We start from the raw sequence: 25387 nt of genomic DNA on the forward strand, positions 1-25387 counted from the left end.
GTGCGCTCTCTTGTCGGAATGGGTTCAGGCCGGACCGGTGGACTTGGCCGGGGCCGCCGCGCGGCCGGACAGCTCGGCGCCGGCGTTGGGCGACAGCCGGCGCAGCATCAGCAGCGAACACGACGCCACCGCGCCCACCGCCAGGAAGGCCGGCCAGAAGTCGGACGCCACCAGCGTGGCGTGGCCCTGCAGTTCATTGGAGGCCTGCAGCGCAAAGCCGGCCAGCACCACGCCCATGCCGATGGACAGCTGCTGCGCCACGCTGGCCATGCTGGTGGCCTGGCTCAGGCGCGCGCGATCGACGTCGGCGTAGGAGATGGCGTTCAGGCTGGTGAACTGCAGCGAGCGGAAGCAGCCGCCCACCAGCAGCACCAGCATCATCACGATGTAGGGCGTATGCGGCGTGAACAGCGCGATGGCCCACAGGCCCAGGATACCGAGCGCGCCGTTGACCAGCAGCACCGTGCGAAAGCCGAAGCGCTGCAAGAAGCGCGAGGCGATGGTCTTCATGAACATGGCGCCGGCAGCCGAGGCGCAGGTCAGCAGGCCCGAATGGAACGGCGTGTAGCCGAAGCCCAGCTGCAGCATCAGCGGCAGCAGGAAGGGAATGGCGCCGATGCCGATGCGGTACAGCGAACCGCCAAAGACGCCGGCCCGCAGCGTGGGTATGTTCAGCAGCCGCAGGTCGATCAGCGGCGCCCTGGCGCGGCGCGCGTGCCGGACGTAGATCGCCAGGAACACCACGCCGGCCGCCACGCAGGCCAGCGAGACCTCGCCCGAGATCAGGTGGCGCCCGGCGGTGGCCAGGCCCATCATCAGCAGCGAACAGCCCAGCGCCGACAGCGCAAAGCCGGGCCAGTCCAGCGGCGAGACCTCATCGGCCTTGAGGTCGGGGATGAAGCGCGTGGCCAGGTACAGGCCGAGGATGCTGATCGGGATGTTGATGAAGAAGATCCAGCGCCAGTGGAAGTAGGTGGTGATGAAGCCGCCCAGCGGCGGCCCCAGCACCGGCCCGAACAGCGCGGGAATGGTGAGGTAGGACAGCGCCTTGACCAGGTTGACCTTCTCCACGCTGCGCAGGATCACCAGGCGGCCGACCGGCACCATCATGGCGCCGCCTATGCCCTGGAAGAAACGCGCGGCGACGAACTGCGGCAGCGTCGACGACACCCCGCACAGGATGGAGCCCAGCATGAACACGCAAATGGCCGAGCGGAAGATGGTGAGCGAGCCGAAGCGGTCGGCCATCCAGCCGGAGACCGGGATGAACACCGCCAGGCTGACCAGGTAGGAGGTCAGGGCCAGCTTGAGCGAGATCGGATCGACGTGCATGTCCAACGCCAGCGCCGGCAGCGAGGTGGAGATCACGGTCGAGTCCATCTGCTCCATGAACAGCGCACAGGCGACGATCAGGGGGATGATGAAGGTGCGTGGGATGGGCATCGATATCGGCGAATTGTTGTGCATGGCGCGGCAGGGCCGTCAGCCCGGGCGGCAGGGCCGCGGCAAGCTGCCAAGTATACCTTTTACGCTATGATGCTGCCGACGCGGCCTCCCCGCCCTTCCTGCCCGCTGCCCCATGACCGACTGCTTCGCCCTCCTCGACGACCACCTGGCCACCCCGGCCGAGCCGCGCTCGCGCCTGTTCACCGGCTACCTGCGCACGCTGGCCTGCCATGACGCCGCGCGCTTCCCGGCCCTGCTGGCCGAGATGCAGGCCGAGCTGGCCGCCGGCCGCCATGCCGTGGCGCTGTGGAACTACGAACTGGGCGCCGCCATGCAGGGCCTGCCGCACCGGCATGCCGGCGGCCCGCTGGCGCGCGTGCTGCTGTTCGCGCGCTGCGAGCTGCTGGGGGCTGCGCAGGTCGATGCCTGGCTGGCGCAGCGCGCCGCGAACGGCGCGGCCGGCGTGGCCAACATCGCCGCCAGCGTCGACGACAACCAATTCGACGCGGCCATCGCCCGCATCCGTGACTACATCGCCGCCGGCGACACCTACCAGGTCAACTACACCTACCGGCTGCGCTTCGACGCCTACGGCGATCCCATCGACCTCTACCGCCGCCTGCGCGCGCGCCAGCCGGTGCCCTACGGCGCGCTGGTGCTGGAGCAAGACGGCGGCGCGGCGCTCTCCTTCTCGCCCGAACTGTTCGTGGCGCACAGCGGCGGCATGCTCAAGGCCAAGCCGATGAAAGGCACCGCGCGCGCCGCCGACGGCGCCGACGCGGACGCCGATGCGATCAATGCCCGCCGCGCGCTGGCGCTGGCGGCCGACGAGAAGAACCGCGCCGAGAACCTGATGATCGTCGACCTGCTGCGCAACGACCTGGGCCGCGTGGCGGCGCCGGGCTCGGTGCGGGTGCCGCACCTGTTCGACGTGCGTCGCTACGGCCAGGTGCTGCAGATGACCTCGACCATCCGCGCCCGCCTGCGCGCCGACGCCACCCTGGCCGAGACCATCGCCGCGCTCTACCCCTGCGGCTCCATCACCGGCGCGCCCAAGCGCCGCACCATGCAAATCATCGATGAGCTGGAGTCGACGCCGCGCGGGCTCTACACTGGCGCCATCGGCTGGTTCGAAGCGCCCCGCGCCGACGCTCACGCGGTCGGCGACTTCTGCCTGTCGGTGCCGATCCGCACGCTGGAACTGGCCCCGCCGGCGGCCGGCCTGCTCCGCGGCGCGCTGGGCGTGGGCGCCGGCATCGTCTACGACAGCGACGCCGCCTCCGAATTCGCCGAATGCCGCCTGAAAGCCGCCTTCCTGACCGGCCTGGGGCATGAGTTCAGCCTGTTCGAAACCATGCGCGCCGACCGCGACGGCTGCCGCCACCTGGCGCTGCACCTGCGGCGACTGGCCGCGTCGGCCGCAGCCTTCGGCTTCCCCTTCGACGAGGCCGCGATCCGCGCGCAGGTGGCGCAGGCCTGCGCCACGCTGGATCCGGCAGCGGCGCATCGCATGAAGCTGGCGCTGGACGCGCAGGGCGGCATCGCCATCCAGCACGCGCCGCTGGCCGCGCTGGGCGACAGCGTGAAAGTGTTCCTGGCCGATGCGCAAACCGACAGCGGCGACCTGCTCCTGCGCCACAAGAGCACGCGGCGCGAGATCTACGATGCGGCATGGAAGGAAGCGGAAACGCGCGGCGGCTTCGACATGCTGTTCTTCAACGAGCGCGATGAACTGACCGAGGGCGGGCGCAGCAATGTGTTCGTCAAGATAGCCGGACGCTGGGTGACGCCGCCCTTGTCGGCGGGGGTATTGCCGGGGGTGATGCGCTCGGTGCTGCTGGCGGATGCGGCGTGGGATGCCATCGAGCGGGTCGTGCTTCGTGATGAACTGTTGGCGGCGCAAGAAATCGTGGTGTGCAATGCCTTGCGCGGCGCGGTCAGGGCGACGCTCGGCTGAGGCCATGGCGGCATCGCGAAAGACGCTGGGTCCCCGCTTTCGCGGGGACGACAAGAATGCAAGAACCTGAACCCTCGGTTGTGCGAGGCCATCCCTTACCTGTCGTCCCGGCGAAAGCGGGGACCCAGCGACGTTAACGCGCCTCAGCGCAAGGCCGCATCTCCTTCAAGCCCCTGGCCTTCTCGACCCGCTGTCGCGCCCCTGAACTCACGACTTCCATTTCCCCTCCGCAACTCCCGCTTTGTTAGAATTTGCCGTGCTGGACAACATCGGTGGCAAGCAAAATCACACCATGTCCGGCTCGACAGACAGCAAACAATAACAATGGGCATTCGGGGAAGTGATGAGCGATATCGAACTCTACTACGGCTCAAAAGGATTGGAGCCAGCCGAAAGAATCGTATTGAATCATCTGAGGAAGTATTTCTCAGATCGCAATATCAGAGCATTGATCGCGTCTAACGTGACGATCATGCGCCGACAAATTGATCTGTTTGTCGCAACCGACAAGTTCACGCTTCAAATCGAAGTGAAGGGTTATAGAAAAAAGCATCTGATCGCGAGAACCAACGGCGATTGGTTCGCCTACGAAAACCCTGAAGATACGCCAAGCAAGTACGGCAACGGCCACGATCAGGCAATCAAGAATGGCCGGGCCATCAAGAATTCCACCGCACAGTGGATGGGGCAAGATAACCGCTATGACTTTCCGCAGGGTGTATTGGTATTCGAGCCCACCATCCTTCCCGATTTCAATTTTGGCGATGATCTTCTAAAAGATCCTCGCATCATTATCTGCGGGCTGGATAAGTTAAGCGAGATACTCGACAGGAAAAAACTGCGGCAACCGTGGGCATGGCACCAGGTCGAGGAATTTGTGCGGCAACATAACTTGACCCGCTATTTTGAAATCGACGATGCGCTGGAAAATCCGGCTTACTATGGCACTGCGCCTGACAAGCTCGTCGAAGTCCGGCCGTCGGCAGATTGGGAGTTCAGGCAAGCGCGACAGCATCCGGCCCGGCAGTATTGGGTTTCGCCGATACCAAGACGGCCAGCGCTTTACCGGAAAAGGGATGTTCGCGCCAAAAGAAGGCGAAGGGCGATAGCGACAATGATTCTGTTGTGCCTGATGGGGTTCGCAGCCTTTCTCTGGCATGAACGCGATGCTCGCCCGCCCCTCATCGACAATAACCATAAGAAGGCTCCTTCTCCGGAAAAGAAGCCGAAGGCAAAACCTGTTGCCGGGCCTGCTCCAAGACAGCATGGCGATAAGCGCATCGCCAGCCCCGTGACGCCGATTCCGAACGCAGATCCGTCAACGCCTGCCCCGGCGACAGTGCCAACCAATCAGATCGTTTGTCCGGCGGATGTAGATCGCCTCGGTTGCAACGGTCGCGTTGGCGTCTTCGATATGCCGCAATGCCCCGCAGGGTTCCACGCGGACGATGCGAGCTGCGTGCCGGATTGAGGTTTCGTCTTATCGAAAGACGCTGGGTCCCGGCCTGCGCCGGGACGACACGGAAGAGAAACTGGAACCCTTGGTTGCTCGAGGCCATCCCTTACCTGTCGTCCCGGCGCAGGCCGGGACCCAGCGGCGTTAAGCTGCCTCAACGCAGCGAAGCATTCTCCTTCAAACCCTTGGCCTTCTCCGCACTCTGCTCCGCCAGCGGCTGCAGGTCGGCCAGGCTGGCGGCGTCCCAGCCGCCGCCCAGGGCCTTGGCCAGCAGCACGCTGGCGGCCATGCGGCGGTTCAGGATATCCAGCGAAGTACGCTCGGCCGAGAAGGCCGTCGCCTGCGCGGTGATCACGTTGACGTAGCTGACCGTGCCGGCCTTGTACTGGTTGGTGACCAGCGTCACCGCCTGGCGCGCGGCCTGCAAGGCTTCGTTCTGGACGTCGGCTTCCTGCTCCAGGATGCGCAGCGCGGCCAGGTTGTCCTCCACCTCCTGGAACGCGGTCAGCACCGCCTGCTTGTATTGCGCCACCGTGCCGTCGTAGGTGGCGATGGCTTGCGCGGTGGCGGCGCGGCGGGCGCCGCCGTCGAAGATGTTCTGCGCCAGCTGCGGGCCAAGCGACCACACCCGGCCCGGCAGCGAGAACCAGTCGGCGAAGCTGGAGCTCTGGTAGCCGCCCGAGGCCGACAGCGTCAGGCTGGGGAAATAGGCCGCCTTGGCCACGCCTATCCTGGCGTTGGCGGAGGCCACCCGGCGCTCCGCGGCGGCGACGTCGGGGCGGCGCTCCAGCAGCATCGAGGGCACGCCCTGCGGCACCGGCGGCGCGGCGGCCGCCAGCGGCGCGCGCGGCAAGGCGAAGGTGGACGGCGTCTTGCCCACCAGCAGCGCGATCGCATGCTCGACCTGGGCGCGCGTGACGCCGTTGTCCAAGGCCTGCGCCTGGGCCGACTTCAGCTGGCTTTGCGCCTGGATCACGTCGGACTTGGCGGCCATGCCGGCGGCGTACTGGTTCTGCGTGAGCTGGTAGGAGCGCTGGTAGGCCTGCACCGTGTCTTCCAGCAGCTGCTGCTGGGCGTCCAGCACGCGCAATTGCAGGTAACTCTGCGCCAGCGAGGCCTGGGCCGAGAGGCGGGCCGCGGCGAGATCGGCGGCGCTGGCCTGGGCGCTGTCGGTGCTGGCTTCGATGTCGCGCCGCACGCGGCCCCAGATGTCGGCCTCCCACGAGGCTGTCAAACCGAAAGAATAGGAATTGCGCACGCCCGAGCTGGACGACGACGACGAGGAAGTGCCCGAGCCGGCGCGTCCGCGCGAGGCCGACGCCGAGGCGTCCAGCGTCGGCGACAGCGCCGAGCGCGAGCTCTGCACCAGCGCCATGGCGCCGCGGAAGTTGGCCTCGGCCAGCGCCAGGTTCTGGTTGGAAATCTCGACCTGGTCCACCAGCGCATTCAACTGCGCATCGCCGAACATCTCCCACCATTTACCGCCGGCGGCCAGGTCGCGCGGCTGCGCCGGCTTCCAGTCCTGGCCTTCCTTGAACACGGCCGGCGCCTCGTCCATCTGCGGACGCACATAGTCGGGGCCGACCGAGCAGGCGGCCAGCGCGAGGCTCGCCGCCAGCGCCAGGAGCAGCGGCTTGAGCTTGGATTGGTGCTGTTTCATTGTTCTCTCCATGGCGGCGGCATTGGCTTGCATCATGCCGCCGAGGTTTGGGTCTTGTTCTTGCGGCCGAAGCGGCGCTGGCTCCAGGCGCGCAGCCGCTCCATGTACAGGTAGACCACCGGCGTGGTGTAGAGCGTGAGCAGCTGGCTCACCACCAGGCCGCCGACGATGGCGATGCCCAGCGGCTGGCGCAGCTCGGCGCCGTCGCCATGGCCGATGGCCAGCGGGATCGCGCCCAGCAAGGCGGCCATGGTGGTCATCATGATCGGGCGGAAACGCAGCTTGCAAGCCTCGAAGATGGCGTCGCGCGGCGACAGGCCGCGGTTGCGTTCGGCGTCCAGCGCGAAGTCGATCATCATGATGGCGTTCTTCTTGACGATGCCGATCAGCAGGATCACGCCGATCAGCGCGATCAGGCTGAAGTCGGTACCGGTGACCAGCAGCGCCAGCAAGGCGCCCACGCCGGCCGAGGGCAGCGTGGAGATGATGGTGATCGGGTGGATCAGGCTTTCGTAGAGGATGCCCAGCACGATGTAGACCGCCAGCAGCGCCGTCAGGATCAGGATGGGCTGCGACGACAGCGAGGACTGGAAGGCGTTGGCGGTGCCGGCGAAGGTGCCGTGCACGCCGGTGGGCACGCCCAGCGAGGCCATCGCGCGGTCGATCGCCTCGGTGGCCTGCGACAGCGATACGCCTTCGGCCAGGTTGAACGACAGCGTCGAGGCCACGAACTGCCCTTCATGGCTGACCGACAGCGCCGTGGTGGTCGGCTCGAAGCGCGAGAAGGCGGCCAGCGGGATCTGCGTCGAGGCCGCGGTGGAGATGGTCTGCGCCAGGCCGCTGTTGGAATTGAGCTTGCCGGCGGCCGACAGCGCCGGCGGCGTCGACAGCGTGGAGGTGGTGGGCGACAGGTTGCTGGAGCCGGCCAGGCTGACGTAGGTGTCGCGCAGGGTCTCGGGGCTCTGCCAATATTGCGGCGCCGCTTCCATCACCACGTGGTACTGGTTCATGCCGCTGTAGATGGTGGAGATCTGGCGCTGGCCGAACAGGTCCGACAGCGTGGCGTCGATCAGCTGCGGCGTGACGCCGGCGCGGATCGCGGTCTCGCGGTCGATGGTCAGGGTGGTCTGCAGGCCGTTGTCCTGCTGGTCGGTGCTGAGGTCTTCCAGCTCTTTCAGGTTGGTCAGCGCGGCCCGGATCTTGGGCTCCCACACGCGCAGCAGCGCCACGTCGTCGGACTTGAGCGAATACTCATACTGCGAATCGCTCTGGCGCGCGCCGATGCGGATGTCCTGCACCGGCACCAGGAACACCCGCGCGCCGGCCACCTTGGCGGTCTTGATGCGCAGCCGCCCAATCACCTGGTCGGCCGACTCCTTGCGTTCGGACAGGGGCTTGAGCGTCACGAACATGTTGCCGCCGTTGCGCCGCTGGCCGCCGGTGAAAGCCACCACGTCGGCCACGGCGGGGTCGGCCCTGACGATGTCGATGAACTCGTTCAACTTGACCTTCATGGCCTGGAACGAAATCGCCTGGTCGCCGCGGATGCCGCCGACCAGGCGGCCGGTGTCCTGCTGCGGGAAGAAGCCCTTGGGGATGGCCTTGTACAGGTAGACGTTCAGGGCGATGGTGGCCAGCAGGATCAGCATCATCAGGGGAGCCGCGCGCAGCGCCCAGGCCAGCGAGCGCTCGTAGCCCAGCAGCATGTCGTTGAACATGTGCTCGCTCTGGTCGGCCAGCTTCTGCAGCAGCGGATGGCGGCGCCGGCGGCGCTCCTCGTCGGCCCGCGGGTCGTGGCGCAGCAGCTTGGCGCACATCATCGGCGTGGTGGTCAGCGACACCACCAGCGAGACCAGGATGGCCACCGACAGCGTGATGGCGAACTCGCGGAACAGGCGGCCGACGATGCCCTCCATCAGCAGGATGGGAATGAACACGGCGATCAGCGAGATGCTCATCGACAGCACCGTGAAGCCCACCTCGCGCGCGCCCAGCAGGGCCGCCTTGACCGGCTTCATGCCGGCCTCGATGTGGCGCGAGATGTTTTCCAGCACCACGATGGCGTCGTCCACCACGAAGCCGGTGGCGATGGTGAGCGCCATCAGCGACAGGTTGTCCAGGCTGAAGCCGGCCAGGTACATGATGCCGAAGGTGCCGATCAGCGACACCGGCACGGCCACCGCCGGGATCAGCGTGGCGCGCCAGCTGCGCAGGAACAGGAACACCACCATGATCACCAGCGCCACCGACATGATCAGGGTGAACTCGGTCTCCTTCAAGGACGCGCGGATGGTGGGGGTGCGGTCCATCACCACCTTCATGTCGATGGCGGCGGGAATGGATGCCTGCAGTTGCGGCAGTAGCGCGTTGACCGCGTCCACCGTGTCGATGATGTTGGCCCCGGGCTGGCGGTTGACGATCACCAGCACCGAGGGCTTGCCGTTGGCCGAGCCGGCGTTGCGCACGTCGGCCACCGAGTCGCGCACCTCGGCCACGTCGCGCACCCGCACCGGCGTGCCGTTGCGGTAGGAGACGATCAGCGGCGCGTATTCGGCGGCGGTGCCGGCCTGGTCGTTGGCGTAGATCTGCCAGTTGCGGTCGCCGTCCTCCAGGATGCCCTTGGGGCGGTTGGCATTGGTGGCGGCCACCGCGGTGCGCACGTCGGCGCTGCCGATGCCGTACTTGTTGAGCGCGGTCGGGTTGAGCTCGATGCGCACCGCCGGCTGCGAACTGCCGCCCACGCTGACCTGCCCCACCCCGCGCACCTGCGAGAGCTTTTGCGCGACGATACTGTCGGCGGCGTCGTACATCTGGCCCTGGGTCATGGTGTCCGAGGTCATCGCCAGGATCATGACGGGGGCGTCGGCCGGGTTGACCTTGCGATAGGTCGGGTTGCTCGGCATGCCGGTGGGCAGCAGGTTGCGCGCCGCGTTCAGCGCCGCCTGCACGTCGCGCGCGGCGCCGTCGATGTCGCGCGAGAGGTCGAACTGCAGCGTGATGCGGGTCGAGTTCTGCGAGCTGGTCGAGGTCATCTCGGTGACGCCGGCGATCGCGCCCATGGAGCGCTCCAGCGGCGTGGCGACCGTCGCGGCCATGGTTTCCGGGCTGGCGCCGGGCATCGAGGCCGAGATCGAGATGGTCGGATAATCCACCTGCGGCAGCGGCGACACCGGCAGCAGGCGGAAGGCGACGATGCCGGCCAGCGCGATGCCGATGGTCAGCAGCGTGGTGGCGATGGGCCGCTGGATGAAGGGAAGCGAGATATTCATTGCGCTTGCGCTTACACCGCCGGCGGCAGCGGCGCCGCCTGGCCATGGTCGTCGTCATCGCCGCGGCCCGGCTCGCCCTGGCCGAAGCGCGCGCGCATGCGGCGCGCCAGGCTGTCGAAGCCGAGGTAGATCACCGGCGTGGTAAACAGCGTGAGCACCTGCGACACCAGGAGGCCGCCGACCATGGTGATGCCCAGCGGCTGGCGCAGCTCGGAGCCCACGCCGGTGCCCAGCATCAGCGGCAGCGCGCCCAGCAGCGCCGCCATGGTGGTCATCAGGATCGGGCGGAAGCGCAGCAGGCAGGCCTGGTAGATCGCTTCGCGCGGGCTCTTGCCCTCGTGGCGCTCGGCCTCCAGCGCGAAGTCGATCATCATGATGGCGTTCTTCTTGACGATGCCGATCAGCAGGATGATGCCGATGATGCCGATGATGCCCAGGTCGGTGCCCGAGATCATCAGCGACAGCAGCGCGCCGACGCCGGCCGAGGGCAGCGTCGAGAGGATGGTGATCGGGTGGATGTAGCTCTCGTAGAGCACGCCCAGCACGATGTACATGGTCACGATCGCCGCCAGGATCAGCCACAGCGTGTTCGACAGCGAGGCCTGGAAGGCCAGCGCCGCGCCCTGGAAATTGGTGACGGTGGAGGCCGGCATGCCGATCTCTTCCTCGGCCGCCTTGATCACCTTGACCGCCTCGCCCAGCGCCGCGCCGCGCGCCAGGTTGAACGAGATGGTGGCCGCCGGGAACTGGCCGACGTGGTTCACCACCAGCGGCGCGGTGCGCTCGGTGACGGTGGCGATCGAGGACAGCGGCACCTGGCGGCCGGCCGAGGTCACCAGGTAGATGCTGTCCAGCGCCTGCGGGCCGCGCTGGAACTCCGGCTTGACCTCCATCACCACGCGGTACTGGTTGGATTGCGTGTAGATGGTCGAGATCAGGCGCTGGCCGAAGGCGTTGTACAGCGCGTTGTCGATGGCGGCGGTGGTGATGCCAAGGCGCGAGGCGGCGTCGCGATCGATCTGGATGTAGGCCTGCAAGCCCTTGTCCTGCAGGTTGCTGGCGACGTCGGCCAGCTCGGGTTGCTTCTGCAGGCGCTCGATCAGCTTGGGCACCCATTCGCTGAGCGTGTCGGGGTCGGCGTCTTCCAGCGTGAACTGGTACTGGGTGCGCGAGACGCTGTCCTCGATGGTCAGGTCCTGCACCGGCTGCATGTAGAGCGTCACGCCCGGGACCTGCTGCGCGAGCCTGGGCTGCAGGCGGCGGATCACGTCGGCGGCGGAGACGTCGCGGTCTTCATGCGGCTTCAGGTTGATCAGCATGCGGCCGCTGTTGAGCGTCGCATTGGTGCCGTCCACGCCGATGAAGGAAGACAGGCTGTCCACCGCTGGATCGGCCAGCACCACACGGGCCAGCTGCTGCTGCTTCTCGCCCATGGCGCCGAAGGAGACCGACTGCGTGGCTTCCGAGATGCCCTGGATCACGCCGGTGTCCTGCAGTGGGAAGAAGCCCTTGGGCACGAACACGTACAGCAGGAAGGTCAGCGCCAGCGTGCCGGCGGCCACCAGCAGGGTCAGCTTCTGGCGTTGCAGCACCCACTCCAGCATGACACCGTAGCGCGCGATCACGCGGTCGAAGAAGAGCTGGCTCCTGTGATAGAACCAGCCCTGTTTTTCTTCGGGCACATGACGCAGCAGTCGCGCGCACATCATGGGCGTCAAGGTCAGCGACACCACGGCCGAGATCAGGATGGAAACCGCCAGCGTCACGGCGAATTCATGGAACAGGCGCCCGACCACATCGCCCATGAACAGCAGCGGGATCAGCACCGCGATCAGGGAGAAGGTCAGCGAGATGATGGTGAAGCCGATCTGCTCGGCGCCCTTCAGCGCGGCCTGCATCGGCTTCATGCCTTCTTCGATGTAGCGCGAGATGTTCTCGATCATCACGATGGCGTCGTCGACCACGAAGCCGGTGGCAATCGTCAGCGCCATCAGCGTGAGGTTGTTGATCGAGAAGCCGGCCACGTACATCACCGCGAAGGTGCCCACCAGCGAGAGCGGCACGGCCACGCTGGGGATGATGGTGGCCGGCACGTTGCGCAGGAACACGAAGATCACCATCACCACCAGCACCACCGAGAGCAGCAGCTCGAACTTCACGTCGGCCACCGAGGAGCGGATGGTGGTGGTGCGGTCGGTCAGGATGTGGACGTCGATGGCGCCCGGCAGGCTGGCCTGCAGCTGCGGCAGGATCTTCTTGATGCTGTCGACCACGGCGATCACGTTGGCGCCGGGCTGGCGCTGGATGTTGACGATCACCGCCGGCTGCTCGTTGGCCCAGGCGCCCAGGCGCACGTTCTCGGCGCCGTCGACCACGTCGGACACGTCGGACACGCGGATCGGCGCGCCGTTCTTGTAGGCGATGATCAGGTTCCTGTATTCGTCGGCCGAACGCAGCTGGTCGTTGGCGTCGATGGTGGAGGCGCGCGTGGGGCCGTCGAAGCTGCCCTTGGCCTGGTTGACGTTGGCGTTGCCGATGGCGGTGCGGATGTCGTCCAGGTTCAGGCCCAGCGCGGCGATGGCGCGCGGGTTCAGCTGCATGCGCACGGCCGGGCGCTGGCCGCCCGACAGGCTCACCAGGCCGACGCCGGAGAGCTGCGAGATCTTCTGCGCCAGGCGGGTGTCGATCAGGTCCTGCACCTTGGGCAGGGGCATGGTCTTGGAGGTGACCGCCAGCGTGATGATGGGGGTGTCGGCCGGATTGACCTTGCTGTAGACCGGCGGCATCGGCAGGTCCGAGGGCAGCAGGTTGCCGCCGGCGTTGATGGCGGCCTGGACTTCCTGCTCGGCGATGTCCAGGCTCAGGTCGAGGTTGAACTGCAGCGTGATCACCGAAGCGCCGCCCGAACTGGTGGACGACATCTGCTTGAGGCCCGGCATCTGGCCGAACTGGCGCTCCAGCGGCGCGGTGACCGAGGAGGTCATCACATCCGGGCTGGCGCCGGGATAGAGCGTGGTGACCTGGATGGTGGGGTAATCGACCTCGGGCAAGGCCGACAGCGGCAGCAGCCGGTAGGCGACGATGCCCACCAGCAGGATCGCCAGCATCAGCAATGACGTGGCGACCGGCCGCAGGATGAACTGGCGGGATGGATTCATGCGCCCGCCTTACTTCGCGCCGTTGCCGGCGCTGCCCGCATTGCCCGCACTACCATTGGCCGCGCCCTCGCGCTGGCGGCGCAGTTCCATCATCTTCTGGCGGCGCTGGTCTTCCGGCAACTTCTTGATCTCTTCGCCGAACTCGCCGGCGTCGATACGCTTGTTGATCTCGGCCCAGCGCTTCTGGCGCTCTTCCGGCGTCATGTCGGCCTGGCTGCCGCCCTGCCCGCCTTGAGCGCCCTGCCCGCCCCTGTTGTGGCGGCGCGCGTTCGGGTTCTCGGTGGACAGCCTGGCGGCCGGATCGTCGGCGCCGCCGCGCGTGACGGCCTCGACCTTGGCGCCTTCGCGCAGGCGGTCGATGCCGTCGATCACGACCGTCTCGCCGGCGGCCACGCCGTCGGTGATCGCGGTCAGGTCGCCCTGCACCGCGCCGGTCTTGATGTTGCGCACGGTGACGGTGTTGTCTTCCTTGACCACGTACACGAACAGGCCCTTGGAGCCGCGCTGGATGGCGGCAGTCGGGATCACCGTGGCGCCCTCTTCGGTGTTGAGCAGCAGGCGGATGTTGACGAACTGGCTGGGGAACAGCGCGTAGTCCTTGTTGGGGAACTGCGCCTTCAACTTGACCGTGCCGGTGGTGGCGTCGACCACGTTGTCGATGGTCAGCAGCACGCCGTCGGCCAGCTTTTTCTTCTGCTCGCGGTCCCAGGCCTCGGAGGGCAGCTTGCGGCCGCTTTGCAGCTGGCGCAGCACGCTGGGAATATTGTCTTCGGGGATGCTGAAGATGGCCGTGATCGGTTGCAGCTGGGTGATGATCACCAGTCCGTTGGTGTCGCCGGTGGTGATGTTGTTGCCCACATCGGCCTGCTTGAGGCCGAGGCGTCCGCCGATGGGCGCGGTCACGCGGGTGAACGACAGCTGCAGCCTGGCGCTGGCCAGCGCGCCTTCGTCGGACTTGACGGTGCCTTCATATTGCTTGACCAGCGCGGCCTGGGTGTCGACCTGCTGGCTGGCGATGGAGTCCTGCGACAGCAGGGTCTGGTAGCGCTTCAGGTCGAGGCGGGCCGAATTGAGCAAGGCGCGGTCGCGCGCCAGCTGGCCTTCGGCCTGGGTCACGGCGACCTGCAGGGGGCGCGGATCGATCTCGGCCAGCAGGTCGCCGGACTTGACCAGCTGGCCCTCGGTGTAATGCAGCTTCATCAGCTGGCCGTCGACGCGGGCGCGCACGGTGGCGGTGGCGGTCGGGGTGACCGAACCCAGGCCGTTGAGGTAGACGTCGACGTTCTGCACGCGGGCCTTGGCCACGCCCACCGGCATGGTCTGGGCGAAACCGCCTGGGCCGCCGGGGCCGCCCATGCCGGGCCGGCCGCCGCCGGGACGCGCGCCGGGTCCGCCCGCACCGCCCATGCCCATGGCGGCCATCTGTTCCTGCTGGGCTTTTTTCTTGCTCCAGTACTTGTAGCCGCCGCCGGCCGCGAGCGCCGCCACCAGCACCCAGAACCACCAGCGCCGCAGCACGCTGCCCTTGGCCGGGGGACGGCCGCCCTGCGGCGGCGTCGGGTTGGAGGGAGAGTGCTGTCCGGAATTTGGTGTGTTTGTCATGTTATGGAGCCAACGAACTGATCTCGGTAGGCCGGCCGTTATCGGCCGCGCCGGCGACTGCTGTGTGGAATGGCAAAAGGCGCAAAAAACGCAAAAAGATACTGGATGGCGGCTTGCCCGCTCTTTTGGAGCAGGCAGGCCGCCATCCGGTATTTTCCCGCAACAACCTTACATCATTGCAACATTTGCTCCGGCGCGCTGGCGGCAAGGCTGGCAGTGTACCGAGCAAACCGGGCTTGCGCCATCGGCAACAGCGCCCGGCAGGCGGCGGCGCCCGAAGTTGCCGCCTCAAGACGCCAAAAGCCTTGCGCTTGGATCGCAAGGCCTCTGGGGAGATCCGCAAGCCGCCCGTTTCGGCGGCCCGCGGAAGATGCCGGCGCCTTACTTGGCGGCCGGAGCGGCCGCGTCAGGCGCCGGCTTGGCGCCATGCGGCGGGCCGCGGCGCTCGTCGTGATGGCGCATGTGGTCGAAGCGGTGGCGCTCCATCCGTTCGAACTCGGCGTCGAAGGTCTTTTGCTGCTCCGGCGACAGGGTCGCGTAGAACTCCTTGGTGGCCGCCACGCGCTGCTCGGCGAATGCTTCGCGCTTGCGCATGAACTCCAGCTTCTTGTCCAGGCGTTCCGGCGTGCTCAGCTTGGCGAACTCTTCCTTGCTGGGACGGGCGGCCGGGTCGAAGGGGGCCGGCTTGGTCTTGTCGAGGAACAGCTTCCAGGCGGCTTCCTGGGAGGCGCTGATCTTCAGCTTGTCGTGCAGCTGGGCCTGGTGCCTGGCGCGCATTTGCTCGAACTTGGCGATTTGCTCGGCGCTGGGAGCTCGACCGTGCGGGCCTCCCGGCGGCGGGACCTGCGCGAAGGCGGCTACGGTCACGGCGCTGATGCTGACGGCGGCGATGCCGGCCAGGATGCGGGTCTTGAGTTTCAACATGATTTGCTCCTTTCGGTGTGTCCTGCTGTTGCTGTGCTGTCTTTGCACGCTTCACATTTAACCGGCAGCGTGTAACGCCAGTTTTTCCCCTGTGGCGGCATTTGTATCGTTTTGTATATTCCGGCCCCTGCCGGGTATCGTTGTATGTCGATCGCTAACATTGTTAAGAGGCGATACAAATCCGGCGTCCGGGACTTAACAAGTTCGGCATAATTCAGCCATGGATACAAATACTCACATCCTCATCGTCGACGACGACCGCGACATCCGCACCTTGCTGGCCGAATACCTGGACGGCAACGGCCTGCGCACGCTCACCGCCACCAACGGCGCCGACATGCGCCGCGTGCTGGAAGAGTCACGCGTGGACCTGATCGTGCTCGACCTCACCCTGCCCGGCGAGGACGGCCTGACGCTGTGCCGCAACCTGCGCGCCACCTCCAACGTGCCGGTGATCATGCTGACCGCGCGCGGCGATCCGCTGGACCGCATCCTCGGGCTGGAGATGGGGGCCGACGATTACCTGGCCAAGCCCTTCGAGCCGCGCGAGCTGTTCGCGCGCATACGCAGCGTCCTGCGCCGCACCCAGGCGCTGCCGCCCAACATGGCGCAGCCGGACGTGGCGGCCATGCGCTTCGCCGGCTGGACGCTGGACCTGACCGCGCGCCACCTGGTGAACCAGGACGGCGTGGTGGTGGCGCTCTCGGGCGCCGAATTCCGCCTGCTCAAGGTGTTCCTCGATCATCCCAACCGCGTGCTCAACCGCGACCAGTTGCTGGAGCTGACCCAGGGCCGCGAGTCCGATCCCTTCGACCGTTCGGTGGATATCCAGATCAGCCGCCTGCGCCAGAAGCTGGGCGACGACGCGCGCACGCCGACCATCATCAAGACCGTGCGCAACGAGGGTTATGTGCTGGCCACCACGGTCGCCGCCGACAGCGCGGACCGCGCCCCATGAAGAACTTCCTGGGTTCCATCGGCAACCGCATCTTCGTGCTGCTGCTGGCCGGCATCGTGCTGTCGGTGATGGCCACCATCTGGCTGGCCTCCAACGAGCGCAAGAGCACGCTGCGCGAGGTGCGCTTCCAGCACCTGGCCGACCGCGTCGAGCAGATCGTCCAGGCGATCGACGACATCCCGGCCGAGCAGCGCCCCATCGTGCTGCAGGCCGCAGCCAACTTCGGCTTCGAAGCCAGCATGGTGGACGACATGAACGACGCCGTCGGCGCCAATGCCAGCACCAGCCCGATGGTCGACATGCTGCAGGCGCGCCTGGGCGCGCAGCGCAAGATCGCCGTGCAGCGCGAGACCGAGTGCGCGCCCCCGCGCCGCCCTGACGGCCGCGAAGGCGGCGACGGCCCGCGCCGCGAAACCTGCCGCGTGATCTACATCAGCCTGCATGACCAGGCCCTGATGCGCCTGCGCCTGCACCAGCCGGGCGAACCGCCGGCGCTGCGCGGGCATGGCCAGGGCTTCTTCGGCGCGCAGTACATTGCGCTGTTCCTGCTGCTGATCGCGATCCTGGCCTGGCTGGTGGCGCGCATGGCGACCCGTCCGATCCGCCAGCTGGCGCACGCGGCCTCGCAGCTGGGACGCGACATCGACCATCCGCCGCTGGCCGAGACCGGCCCGACCGAGATCCGCCAGGCGGCGCACGCCTTCAACGCCATGCAGTCCCGCATCCGGCGCCAGATCCAGCACCGCACGCACATGCTGGCCGCCATCACGCACGACCTGCAAACACCGTTGACGCGCATGCGCCTGCGGCTGGAGAAGGTGGCCGACCGCGAGCTGCAGCAAAAGCTGATCGACGATCTCGGCGTGATGCACGGCATGGTGCGCGAAGGGCTGGACCTGGCGCGCAGCATGGACTCGTCGGAAAAGATCCAGGCGCTGGACATCGACTCGCTGCTCGACAGCGTTTGCGCCGACGCCGCCGACGCCGGCCAGGACGTGACGCTGGAAGGCGCCACCCGCGCCTTCGTGATGGCGCAGCCGGGCGCGCTGCGGCGCTGCCTGACCAACCTGATCGACAATGCCTGCAAGTACGGCCAGTCGGCGCGCGTGTCCATCGCGCCGGAGCAGCAAAAGGTGCTCATCCGCATCCGCGACCAGGGGCCGGGCATTCCGGAGTCCGAACTGGAATCGGTGTTCGAGCCCTTCTACCGCCTGGAGACCTCGCGCTCGCGCGACACCGGCGGCACCGGGCTGGGGCTGACCATCGCGCTCAACATCGCCGAGAACCATCATGGCCAGCTGAGGCTGCGCAACCTGGCCGAGGGTGGGCTGGAGGTGTCGCTGGAACTGCCGGTGATGGCGGCGAAGCGGGCTTGAGCAAGCGAACGACACTGTGCCCCTGCCTTCGCAGGGGCGACAGGTAGTGAGATAGATCAACCGTTGGAGGTGCAAGTTGCCTCCGCCCTGTCGTTCCTGCGAAAGCAGCCACCCAGCGTCGTTTGCAGTCAAGGCCGACACAAGCAAAAAGCCGCGCTCCCCTCCCGGGAAGCGCGGCTTTTCTTATTCGGGACTGACCGGCTCAGCCGAAGTAATTCAACCCCAGCGCCGCATTCACCTCCGACATGGTCTGCGCCGCCACCGCGCTGGCGCGATCGGTGCCGCGCTTCAGGATGGCCATGACTTCGCCGCGGTCGCGGGCGAACTCTTCGCGGCGGGTGCGGATCGGCCCCAGCATTTCCTGCAGGATGCCTTCCAGGCGGCGCTTGACCACGCTGTCGCCCAGGCCGCCGCGGGTGTAGTGCGCCTTGAGCTCGGCCACGGCGTCGCGGTCGGGGTCGAAGGCGTCGAGGAAGGTGAACACCACGTTGCCTTCCACCTGGCCCGGGTCGTCCACGCGCAGGTGGTTGGGGTCGGTGTACATCTGATGCACGGCTTGCTTGATTTCCTTGGCCGAGGCGCCCAGGGCGATGGAATTGCCCAGCGACTTGCTCATCTTCGCCTTGCCGTCGATGCCCGGCAGGCGACCGGTCTCGGACAGCACTTCCTTGCATTCGACCAGCACCTCGCGCCCGACGGTGGCGTTGAATTTGCGCACCAGCTCGTTGGTCTGCTCGATCATCGGCAGCTGGTCGCTGCCCACCGGCACCAGCTGGCCCTTGAAGGCGGTGATGTCGGCGGCCTGGCTGACCGGATAGGTCAGGAAACCGGCCGGGATGTCGCGCTCGAAGCCGCGCAGGCGGATCTCTTCCTTGATGGTGGGATTGCGCTCCAGGCGCGACACCGTCACCAGGTTCAGCAGCACCATCGACAGCTCGTAGAGCTCGCGCACCTGGGACTGGATGAAGATGGTCGACTTCTCCGGATCGATGCCCACGGCGAGGTAGTCCAGCGCCACTTCCAGCACGTTGTCGGTGACCTTCTGGTGGCGGCCGACATTGTCGGTCATGGCCTGGGTGTCGGCCAGCAGCAGGAACTGGTTGGCGGTTTCCTGCAGCGCCACGCGCGACTTGAGCGAGCCGATGTAATGGCCGAGGTGCAGCGGCCCGGTGGGACGGTCGCCGGTGAGGACGGTGGGACGTGCTGCGGAAGTGCTGGCTGGTGCGTTCGAAGACATGGTCATTCCTGATCGTTTATCTGTCTGGAATGCCGCCGGTCCCGAAGCGTAAAAACAATGCCGCCGGAACCGGCGGCATCACATGGTGAAACTGTGTGAAAGCGAATCACTTCGCGGGCCGCCCGGGTCAGGCGCGCCACCAATGCTGGATTATCGCAAGTTGAAGTCGGAAAAGCATGGCGGCGAGTATAGCATCCCGGCGGCACGATGTTGCGGCGCATCGCGCGCCGGCGCCGAAAAAGCGGCGGCGCGGGCAATAAAAAACCGCGTCCGTGGATGCGGTTGCGGCTGGGCGCGACGGCTCAATAGGCGCCCGGGGGCGGGCCGTAATATCCCGGCGGCGGACCGTAGTAGCCCGGCGGCGGAGGCGGCGCGTAGTAGTAGCGGCGCGGGTGGTAGGTGTAGGCCGTGGCCTGGCGCTGGGTCTCGACCTGGTTGCCCTTGCTGTACATGCATTGGGTGTAGGTCATGTCGTAGCGCTGCTGCATGGAGTAGTTGCCGCCGGCGGCCGCATTGCTGCCCGCCGCGCTGCCCACCAGCAAGCCGCCGCCGGCGCCGATGGCCGCGCCGGCGCCGGCATTGCCCGAGGCGGCGCCGATCAGGGCGCCCGCCACCGCACCGACGGCGGTGCCCACGGCGGCGCTGTTGGCGGCGTTGTTCTGGGTCTGCTGGGCCTGGCCGCCGATGGCGTCCTGCGCATACTGCTGGCACAGCTGCTGGTCGGCGCGGAACTGCTCGTAGCTCTTGTCCTTGCCCGGCATGGCCATGACCGAGGGCCCGGTCGGCACGCTCACGCAGCCGCCCAGCGCCAGCAGGGCGCCGATGGCGGTGAGCGCGCCGGCTGTCTTGTAGATGGGTTTCACGTTGTGTCCTTTGCGCCGCTTGCGCGGCATGGCGTTTTATCGTTGTGCGTCGATGGTCGGCTGCCGGCGCTTACTGCGGCGGACCGTAGCCCGCAGGAGCCGGCGTATTGGGCACCACCTTCATCCAGGCGCTGGGGCAGCTCTGGACGTAGGGATAGTAGGCCTTGGATTCCTGGCAGTAGTACCAGAAGTCCTGGCGCGGCTGCTCGATATAGACCGGCGGCGGCACCCGCTCGACGTACACCGGCGGCGGGTAGTAGACCGGCGGCGGCACCCAGACCGGGCCGCCGATCATCACTCCGCCGTAGAAGCGCGTGTGCGCGTAGGTCGACGCGCTGGCCATCAGGCCGGCCACGGCGAGTGCGCCGCAAATTCCGATTGCCGCTAGTTTCTTCATGTTTTGCCTCTGGGAATCACCCTAGTTCGGTCGCCCCGCGACCGGTTCTCCTGATGCGCCTGGGGGCGCCGTTCATTCTTGCCGCGCTACCCTGCCCGCCTCCCCGTACTGCCGGCGGACGCAAAGAGCGCATGAAAACAATATACGCCGCGACCCGGCCGAAATCCGGAGTTGTTTCAATTCGTAACCCAAATCAATATTGTTATACATAAGGCTGCATCGCCTTTGCAATCAGGGTCTCGCGCCTTGCGGCGGCCAAGCAAAACGGGGCACGGATGCCACGCATCCCTGCCCCGTCTTCACGTCAACGCGCCGGCCCGGAAATCAACCCGGACGAGTCATCTCTTCCGGCTTGATCCACTCGGAGAACTGCTGCTCGGTGACATAGCCCAGCGCCAGCGCCGCCTCCTTGAGGGTGGTGCCGTCGTGGTGAGCCTGCTTGGCGATCTTGGCGGCCTTGTCGTAGCCGATATGCGGCGCCAGCGCGGTCACCAGCATCAGCGACTTCTCCATCAGGTCGGCGATGCGGTCGCGGTTGGCTTCGATGCCGCGCGCGCAGTGCTCCTCGAAGCTGGCCATGCCGTCGGCCAGCAGGCGCACGCTTTGCAGGAAGTTATGGATGATCACCGGCTTGAACACGTTGAGCTCGAAGTTGCCGGACGCGCCGCCGATGTTGAGCGCCACGTCGTTGCCGAAGACCTGGGCGCACAGCATGGTGAGCGCCTCGCATTGGGTCGGGTTGACCTTGCCCGGCATGATGGAGCTGCCAGGCTCGTTCTCGGGGATGGTGATCTCGCCCAGGCCGGAACGCGGGCCGGAAGCCAGCCAGCGCACGTCGTTGGCGATCTTCATCAGCGACGCGGCCAGCGTCTTCAGGCCGCCGTGCGAGGCCACCAGCGCATCGTGGCCGGCCAGCGCCGCGAACTTGTTGGGCGCGGTCTTGAAGGGGAAGCCGAAATGCTTGGCCAGCTCGGCGGCGACGCGCTCGCCGAACTCAGGATGCGCGTTAAGGCCTGTGCCCACAGCGGTGCCGCCGGCGGCCAGTTCGGAGATGCCGTTGAGCGTGGCGATGATGGCGCCTTCGGCATGCGCCAGCTGGGCGACGTAGCCGGAGAACTCCTGGCCCAGCGTCAGCGGGGTGGCGTCCTGCAGGTGGGTGCGGCCGATCTTGACCACGTCGGCGAACCTGGCCGATTTCTCTTCGAGCGTGGCGCGCAGCTTGTGCAGCGAGGGAATCAGGTGGGCCGCCACCGCCATGCAGGCGGCCACGTGCATCGCGGTCGGGAAGATGTCGTTGGAGGACTGGCTGCGGTTGACGTCGTCATTGGGGTGGATCAGGCGCTCTTCGCCGCGCACGCCGCCCAGCAGTTCCGAGGCGCGGTTGGCCAGCACCTCGTTCATGTTCATGTTGCTCTGGGTGCCCGAGCCGGTCTGCCATACCGACAGCGGGAACTCGAGCGGATGGCGGCCGGCGATCACCTCGTCGGCGGCGGCGATGATGGCGTCGGCCTTCTTGCCGTCAAGCTTGCCGAGGTCGCGGTTGACGGTGGCGCAGGCGCGCTTGACCGCGGCCAGGGCGACGATCAGCTCGGCCGGCATGCGCTCGGTGGAAATATGGAAGTGGTGCAGCGAGCGTTCGGTCTGCGCGCCCCAGAGCCTGTCGTCGGGGACCTCGATCAGGCCAAAGGTGTCGCGCTCCATACGGTGTTTCATGATGCTTGTTCTCCATATCGTTGATCGCTCACGAGATGACGCCGGCGGCGCCTCGTCAGCGGCTCGTTCTGGGCCGGAAGGCCCGATAACCCCTTACGGCTCTGGCAAAGCATTGCAGGCTGAGCAATAGGAGATGCTGAAAACCGGGCCGCGCGAAGTGGTCGGCGCGGCGTGTGAAAACCTGTTTAGTTTAACTGCTGGCGAGGCCGCCTGCATGCGCGGCGGCGGGGATGCTGGCGTGTTGTCGATACGCGGGACCGGACGGCATGGCGCCGGCCGGGAGGGGCTGTCAGGCCTGCTTGTCTTTCGGCGGATCCGGCAGGACACAGGCGTCGAGCACCTGCAGGTCGTTGTCCTTGGCGAAATTGACGACGAAATGGTAGGCCAGGGGATCGAGGTCGCGCAGCGCCTCGTTGACCACCACGGATCGCACGCCGTCGATGTGGGTCGGCAGCACGTAGGGGGAATATTGCAGGTGGGCATTGCGGCCGCCGCTGCCCTCGGGACGGAAGCACGACATCACGCCGCACAGCCGCTCGGCCCAGTCGCTGGGGCGGAACTGCCTGCCATCCTTGGTCTTGCCCAGGATGATGAATTCTTTCGCCGGCGCGTTGGAGGGTTTGATGGGATCAGCCATACATGCAGTTCTTCTAAAGCGCTTGCAACCGAATGCCCTTGTCCTGATGGGACTGGAGCCCTGATGTCCGAGGTGCCTTCGCGGTGATCTGCGTGGGTGCCTGCGGCTTTAAGTATTATATCTTATAGAAGACTTGGCTTCTACCCTGCTCCCCTCGCCCCCGTGCGAGCGCGCCCTCGACGGGCTTGTCATTCATGCATCTTGACGCGGCGAAACAATGCGGGCGCCGCCTTCAAGCACAAACCGCAAGTATACCGGGACGGCGATTTTGCGTTGCAAAAAACTAAGCGGGCCTAAGCCCGCTTATCTGGATTACGACCGGGCTCAGCCCATCCACACCGCCACCGACAACAGCAGCAGCAGGAACATCCACAGCAGGAGCGCGCGCCACACCAGGCCCACGGCGCTTTGCAGGGTGCGCGGCGACGGCGTGTCGCCCGGCAGGCCGTCGGTCTCTTCGGGCAGCGTGTCGACGGTGGCGGCATCGACCGGCAGGATGATGCCCGCCGCGGCTTCCTGCGGCGTGCCGAAGCGCACGCCCATGGCGCCGCCGCCGGCTGCCAGGATGATGCCGGCCGCCTCGTCGTCCCAGCGGCTGGCGAAGTTGCGCCAGGCGTAGATGGCATCCTCGAAATTGCCGACCACGGCGAAGGCGGCGGCGGTCAGGCGCGCCGGGATCCAGTCGATCCAGTAGAACGCGCGCGCGGCAAAGCGGCCAAAGGCCTCATGCTTCATGTGGTCGGGTTCGTTCCAGGCGCGCGACAGGTACTCCGCCACGCGGTACATCACGGCCAGCGCCGGACCGACCGGCATCAGGAACCAGAAGAACACGCCGAACACGTGGCGATGGGTGGTGATCAGCGCGCGCTCGGAGGCGATGCGGGAAATCTCGCTGACGTCCAGGGTGGTCGTGTCCTGCTTGGTCCACTCGGCCAGCAATGCGCGCGCGGTCATCTCGTCGCCGCTGTTCAAGGCCAGCTGGATCGAGGTGAAGTAGTGGCTGTAGTGGCGAAAGCCCAGCGTGAGGTAGACGATGAGCACGTTCCAGGCGAATGCGGCAATCGGGCTGATGTGCACGCACAGCCAATAGACCAGCGCCACCGGCACGGTCAGCGCGCCGACCATCACGGCCCAGCCCAGCCGCCCGTGATGGACGTGGCCGGCGTTGAACCAGCCTTCGATGCTGCCGGCGAAAGACTTGATCGATGCATACACCGGATTGTCTGCACGCAGTGGTTTGAGTTGTTCGATTAACAGCGCAAAGAGAATGGAGAGGAATGTCATCAAGCGGCCTTATTGTCCCTATAGGCCGTACGATAACGCAGTGCATGGTGGGAATCAAACAATTGATTCATTGAGGCGAATCAATAGTGAAACGCCGCGCCATTTTGCGCGCGTGGATGCGCGCCGTGTGTTCAGGTGCGCAGGAAGTGGAAGAGGTTGCGCAGCATGCCGGCGGTGGCGCCCCAGATGAAATAGCGCTGGTAGGGCATGGTGTAGAAACTGCGGCGGCCCACCGGCTGCGGCAGCTCCACGGAGCGGCGCTGGTGGTTCAGGCCGTCCATCAGGAAGGCCAGCGGCACCTCGAAGATCTCCGCCACCTCGCGCGACTCGGGCACGGTGTCGAACGGCGGCGCGATCAGTCCGGCCACCGGGGTGACGCGATAGCCGGTGCCGGTGAAATAGTCCGGCAGCGAACCGATCACCTCGACATGGCCGCGCCCCAGGCCGATCTCCTCCTCGGTCTCGCGCAGCGCGGTCTCGATGGCCGAACCGTCGTAGTCTTCGCGACGCCCGCCGGGGAAGCTGATCTGGCCGGCATGGTCCTTGAGGTCGGCGGTGCGCTGGGTGAACAGCACCGTGAGCCCCTCGGGACGCAGCACGATGGGAATGAGCACCGAGGCCAGCCGGAAGCGGCCGTTGGCCTCGACCATGCGCGCGAGCTGGTCGCCGCTGTGCTCCGGCTCCCAGCGCGGCGGGTCCGAGAAGCGGCGGCGCAGCCAGTCGGCATTGAGGCGCGCGGCATCCAGCGCGCGCTCGCCGGCGACGGCATCAACTGGCAAGGTGACTGGATCGAAACTGGCCACGGCGTGATCGGATCAGGTTGGAAAACGGGATACCGTCGGATTGTGACGGAAAAGAAAAAGGGGCGTCGCGAGACACCCCTTTTCCTAGAGCATATGCATGCCGGGAATTACTCAGCAGCCTTTGCAGCGCGGCTGGGCAGCTTTTCCTTGATGCGAGCCGACTTGCCCGAACGCTCACGCAGGTAGTACAGCTTGGCGCGACGGACATCACCACGACGCTTCACTTCGATCGAAGCGATCAGCGGCGAGTACAGCTGGAAAGTACGCTCGACGCCTTCACCGGACGAAATCTTGCGAACGATGAAGTTGGAGTTCAGACCACGGTTGCGACGTGCGATCACGACGCCTTCGTAGGCCTGGGCACGCTTGCGGGTGCCTTCAACCACGTTGACGCTGACGATCACGGTGTCGCCGGGGGCGAAATCGGGAATGTTCTTGGCGAGACGCGCGATCTCTTCTTGCTCGAGTTGCTGGATCAGATCCATTTTTTGCTCCTGTAACCATCTTGCCGGCGCCGGGGTCTTGCGACCTTCCTTGTTGCCCGGTAGAGGATGGGGTTTCAATGACAGCGGCAAAGCCGCTGCAAGTTGCTGCCGGCGCATGCCGGCGGTACTGCTGGTGCTACTTCCTTACGGGATGCCTGGGCA

18 protein-coding genes are annotated in these 25387 nt (G+C 66.5%); 4 read left to right on the plus strand and 14 right to left on the minus strand.

The genetic code is table 11. The features are described from left to right. Positions 1-24: 24 nt before the first annotated feature. Positions 25-1443 (minus strand): MFS transporter, encoded by a 1419-nt coding sequence (locus tag Herbaro_RS15430; protein ID WP_275010498.1) that lies wholly within the window; start codon positions 1441-1443, stop codon positions 25-27. A 136-nt stretch (positions 1444-1579) separates the two neighbouring features. Here Herbaro_RS15430 and Herbaro_RS15435 point away from each other — a divergent pair, with 136 nt between their 5' ends. Then, a complete protein-coding gene (locus Herbaro_RS15435; protein WP_275010499.1) occupies positions 1580-3403 on the plus strand; it encodes a chorismate-binding protein in 1824 nt (607 codons plus the stop codon). A gap of 343 nt (positions 3404-3746) precedes the next feature. Next, positions 3747-4874 carry a nuclease-related domain-containing protein gene (locus Herbaro_RS15440; RefSeq protein ID WP_275010500.1) on the plus strand — a complete coding sequence of 376 codons (1128 nt, stop codon included), beginning with the start codon at positions 3747-3749 and terminating at the stop codon, positions 4872-4874. Between the two features lie 139 nt (positions 4875-5013). On the opposite strand, the gene Herbaro_RS15445 is transcribed toward Herbaro_RS15440, so the two are convergent. From Herbaro_RS15445 to Herbaro_RS15465, 5 genes are all read right to left on the minus strand, one after another. Beyond that, positions 5014-6519 (minus strand): efflux transporter outer membrane subunit, encoded by a 1506-nt coding sequence (locus Herbaro_RS15445; protein ID WP_275010501.1) that lies wholly within the window; start codon positions 6517-6519, stop codon positions 5014-5016. Between the two features lie 32 nt (positions 6520-6551). Beyond that, a complete protein-coding gene (locus tag Herbaro_RS15450) occupies positions 6552-9788 on the minus strand; it encodes an efflux RND transporter permease subunit (RefSeq protein ID WP_275010502.1) in 3237 nt (1078 codons plus the stop codon). Between the two features lie 11 nt (positions 9789-9799). Continuing rightward, on the minus strand, positions 9800-12946 hold the full coding sequence (locus Herbaro_RS15455) for an MdtB/MuxB family multidrug efflux RND transporter permease subunit (RefSeq protein WP_275010503.1): 3147 nt from the start codon (positions 12944-12946) through the stop codon (positions 9800-9802). 9 nt (positions 12947-12955) lie between these two features. Continuing rightward, entirely contained in the window at positions 12956-14548 is a 1593-nt protein-coding gene (locus Herbaro_RS15460) for an MdtA/MuxA family multidrug efflux RND transporter periplasmic adaptor subunit (protein WP_275010504.1), read from the minus strand. A 381-nt stretch (positions 14549-14929) separates the two neighbouring features. Then, positions 14930-15472 (minus strand): Spy/CpxP family protein refolding chaperone, encoded by a 543-nt coding sequence (locus Herbaro_RS15465; RefSeq protein WP_275010505.1) that lies wholly within the window; start codon positions 15470-15472, stop codon positions 14930-14932. 220 nt (positions 15473-15692) lie between these two features. On the opposite strand from Herbaro_RS15465, the gene Herbaro_RS15470 reads away from it, so the two are divergent. Both Herbaro_RS15470 and Herbaro_RS15475 read left to right on the plus strand, forming a co-directional pair. Next, entirely contained in the window at positions 15693-16430 is a 738-nt protein-coding gene (locus Herbaro_RS15470) for a response regulator (protein WP_275010506.1), read from the plus strand. Continuing rightward, positions 16427-17806: an ATP-binding protein gene (locus tag Herbaro_RS15475; RefSeq protein WP_275010507.1), complete on the plus strand. Its 1380-nt coding sequence runs from the start codon at positions 16427-16429 to the stop codon at positions 17804-17806. Before Herbaro_RS15470 ends, Herbaro_RS15475 begins: the two co-directional genes overlap by 4 nt. Before the next feature lie 202 nt (positions 17807-18008). Here the strand turns inward: Herbaro_RS15475 and trpS are convergent, their stop codons facing one another. From trpS to rplS, 8 genes are all read right to left on the minus strand, one after another. Continuing rightward, positions 18009-19043: a tryptophan--tRNA ligase gene (trpS, locus tag Herbaro_RS15480; protein ID WP_275010508.1), complete on the minus strand. Its 1035-nt coding sequence runs from the start codon at positions 19041-19043 to the stop codon at positions 18009-18011. Positions 19044-19345: 302 nt separating this feature from the next. Beyond that, positions 19346-19906, minus strand: coding sequence for a glycine zipper family protein (locus Herbaro_RS15485; RefSeq protein WP_275010509.1), 561 nt, complete (start codon positions 19904-19906; stop codon positions 19346-19348). Between the two features lie 70 nt (positions 19907-19976). Further along, a complete protein-coding gene (locus Herbaro_RS15490; protein WP_275010510.1) occupies positions 19977-20303 on the minus strand; it encodes a hypothetical protein in 327 nt (108 codons plus the stop codon). Between the two features lie 324 nt (positions 20304-20627). After that, positions 20628-22016: a class II fumarate hydratase gene (fumC, locus tag Herbaro_RS15495; protein WP_275010511.1), complete on the minus strand. Its 1389-nt coding sequence runs from the start codon at positions 22014-22016 to the stop codon at positions 20628-20630. A gap of 289 nt (positions 22017-22305) precedes the next feature. After that, on the minus strand, positions 22306-22653 hold the full coding sequence (locus tag Herbaro_RS15500) for a DUF3579 domain-containing protein (RefSeq protein WP_275010512.1): 348 nt from the start codon (positions 22651-22653) through the stop codon (positions 22306-22308). Positions 22654-22977: 324 nt separating this feature from the next. Further along, positions 22978-23937 carry a CobD/CbiB family protein gene (locus tag Herbaro_RS15505; protein ID WP_275010513.1) on the minus strand — a complete coding sequence of 320 codons (960 nt, stop codon included), beginning with the start codon at positions 23935-23937 and terminating at the stop codon, positions 22978-22980. Between the two features lie 131 nt (positions 23938-24068). Further along, complete coding sequence (locus Herbaro_RS15510; protein ID WP_275010514.1) at positions 24069-24740, minus strand: CoA pyrophosphatase; 672 nt, start codon at positions 24738-24740, stop codon at positions 24069-24071. 107 nt (positions 24741-24847) lie between these two features. Further along, entirely contained in the window at positions 24848-25225 is a 378-nt protein-coding gene (gene rplS / locus Herbaro_RS15515) for a 50S ribosomal protein L19 (RefSeq protein WP_141912584.1), read from the minus strand. Positions 25226-25387: the final 162 nt, after the last annotated feature.

Origin of the sequence: Herbaspirillum sp. WKF16 (assembly GCF_028993615.1) — a bacterium.
In the GTDB taxonomy this organism is placed as follows: domain Bacteria; phylum Pseudomonadota; class Gammaproteobacteria; order Burkholderiales; family Burkholderiaceae_D; genus Herbaspirillum.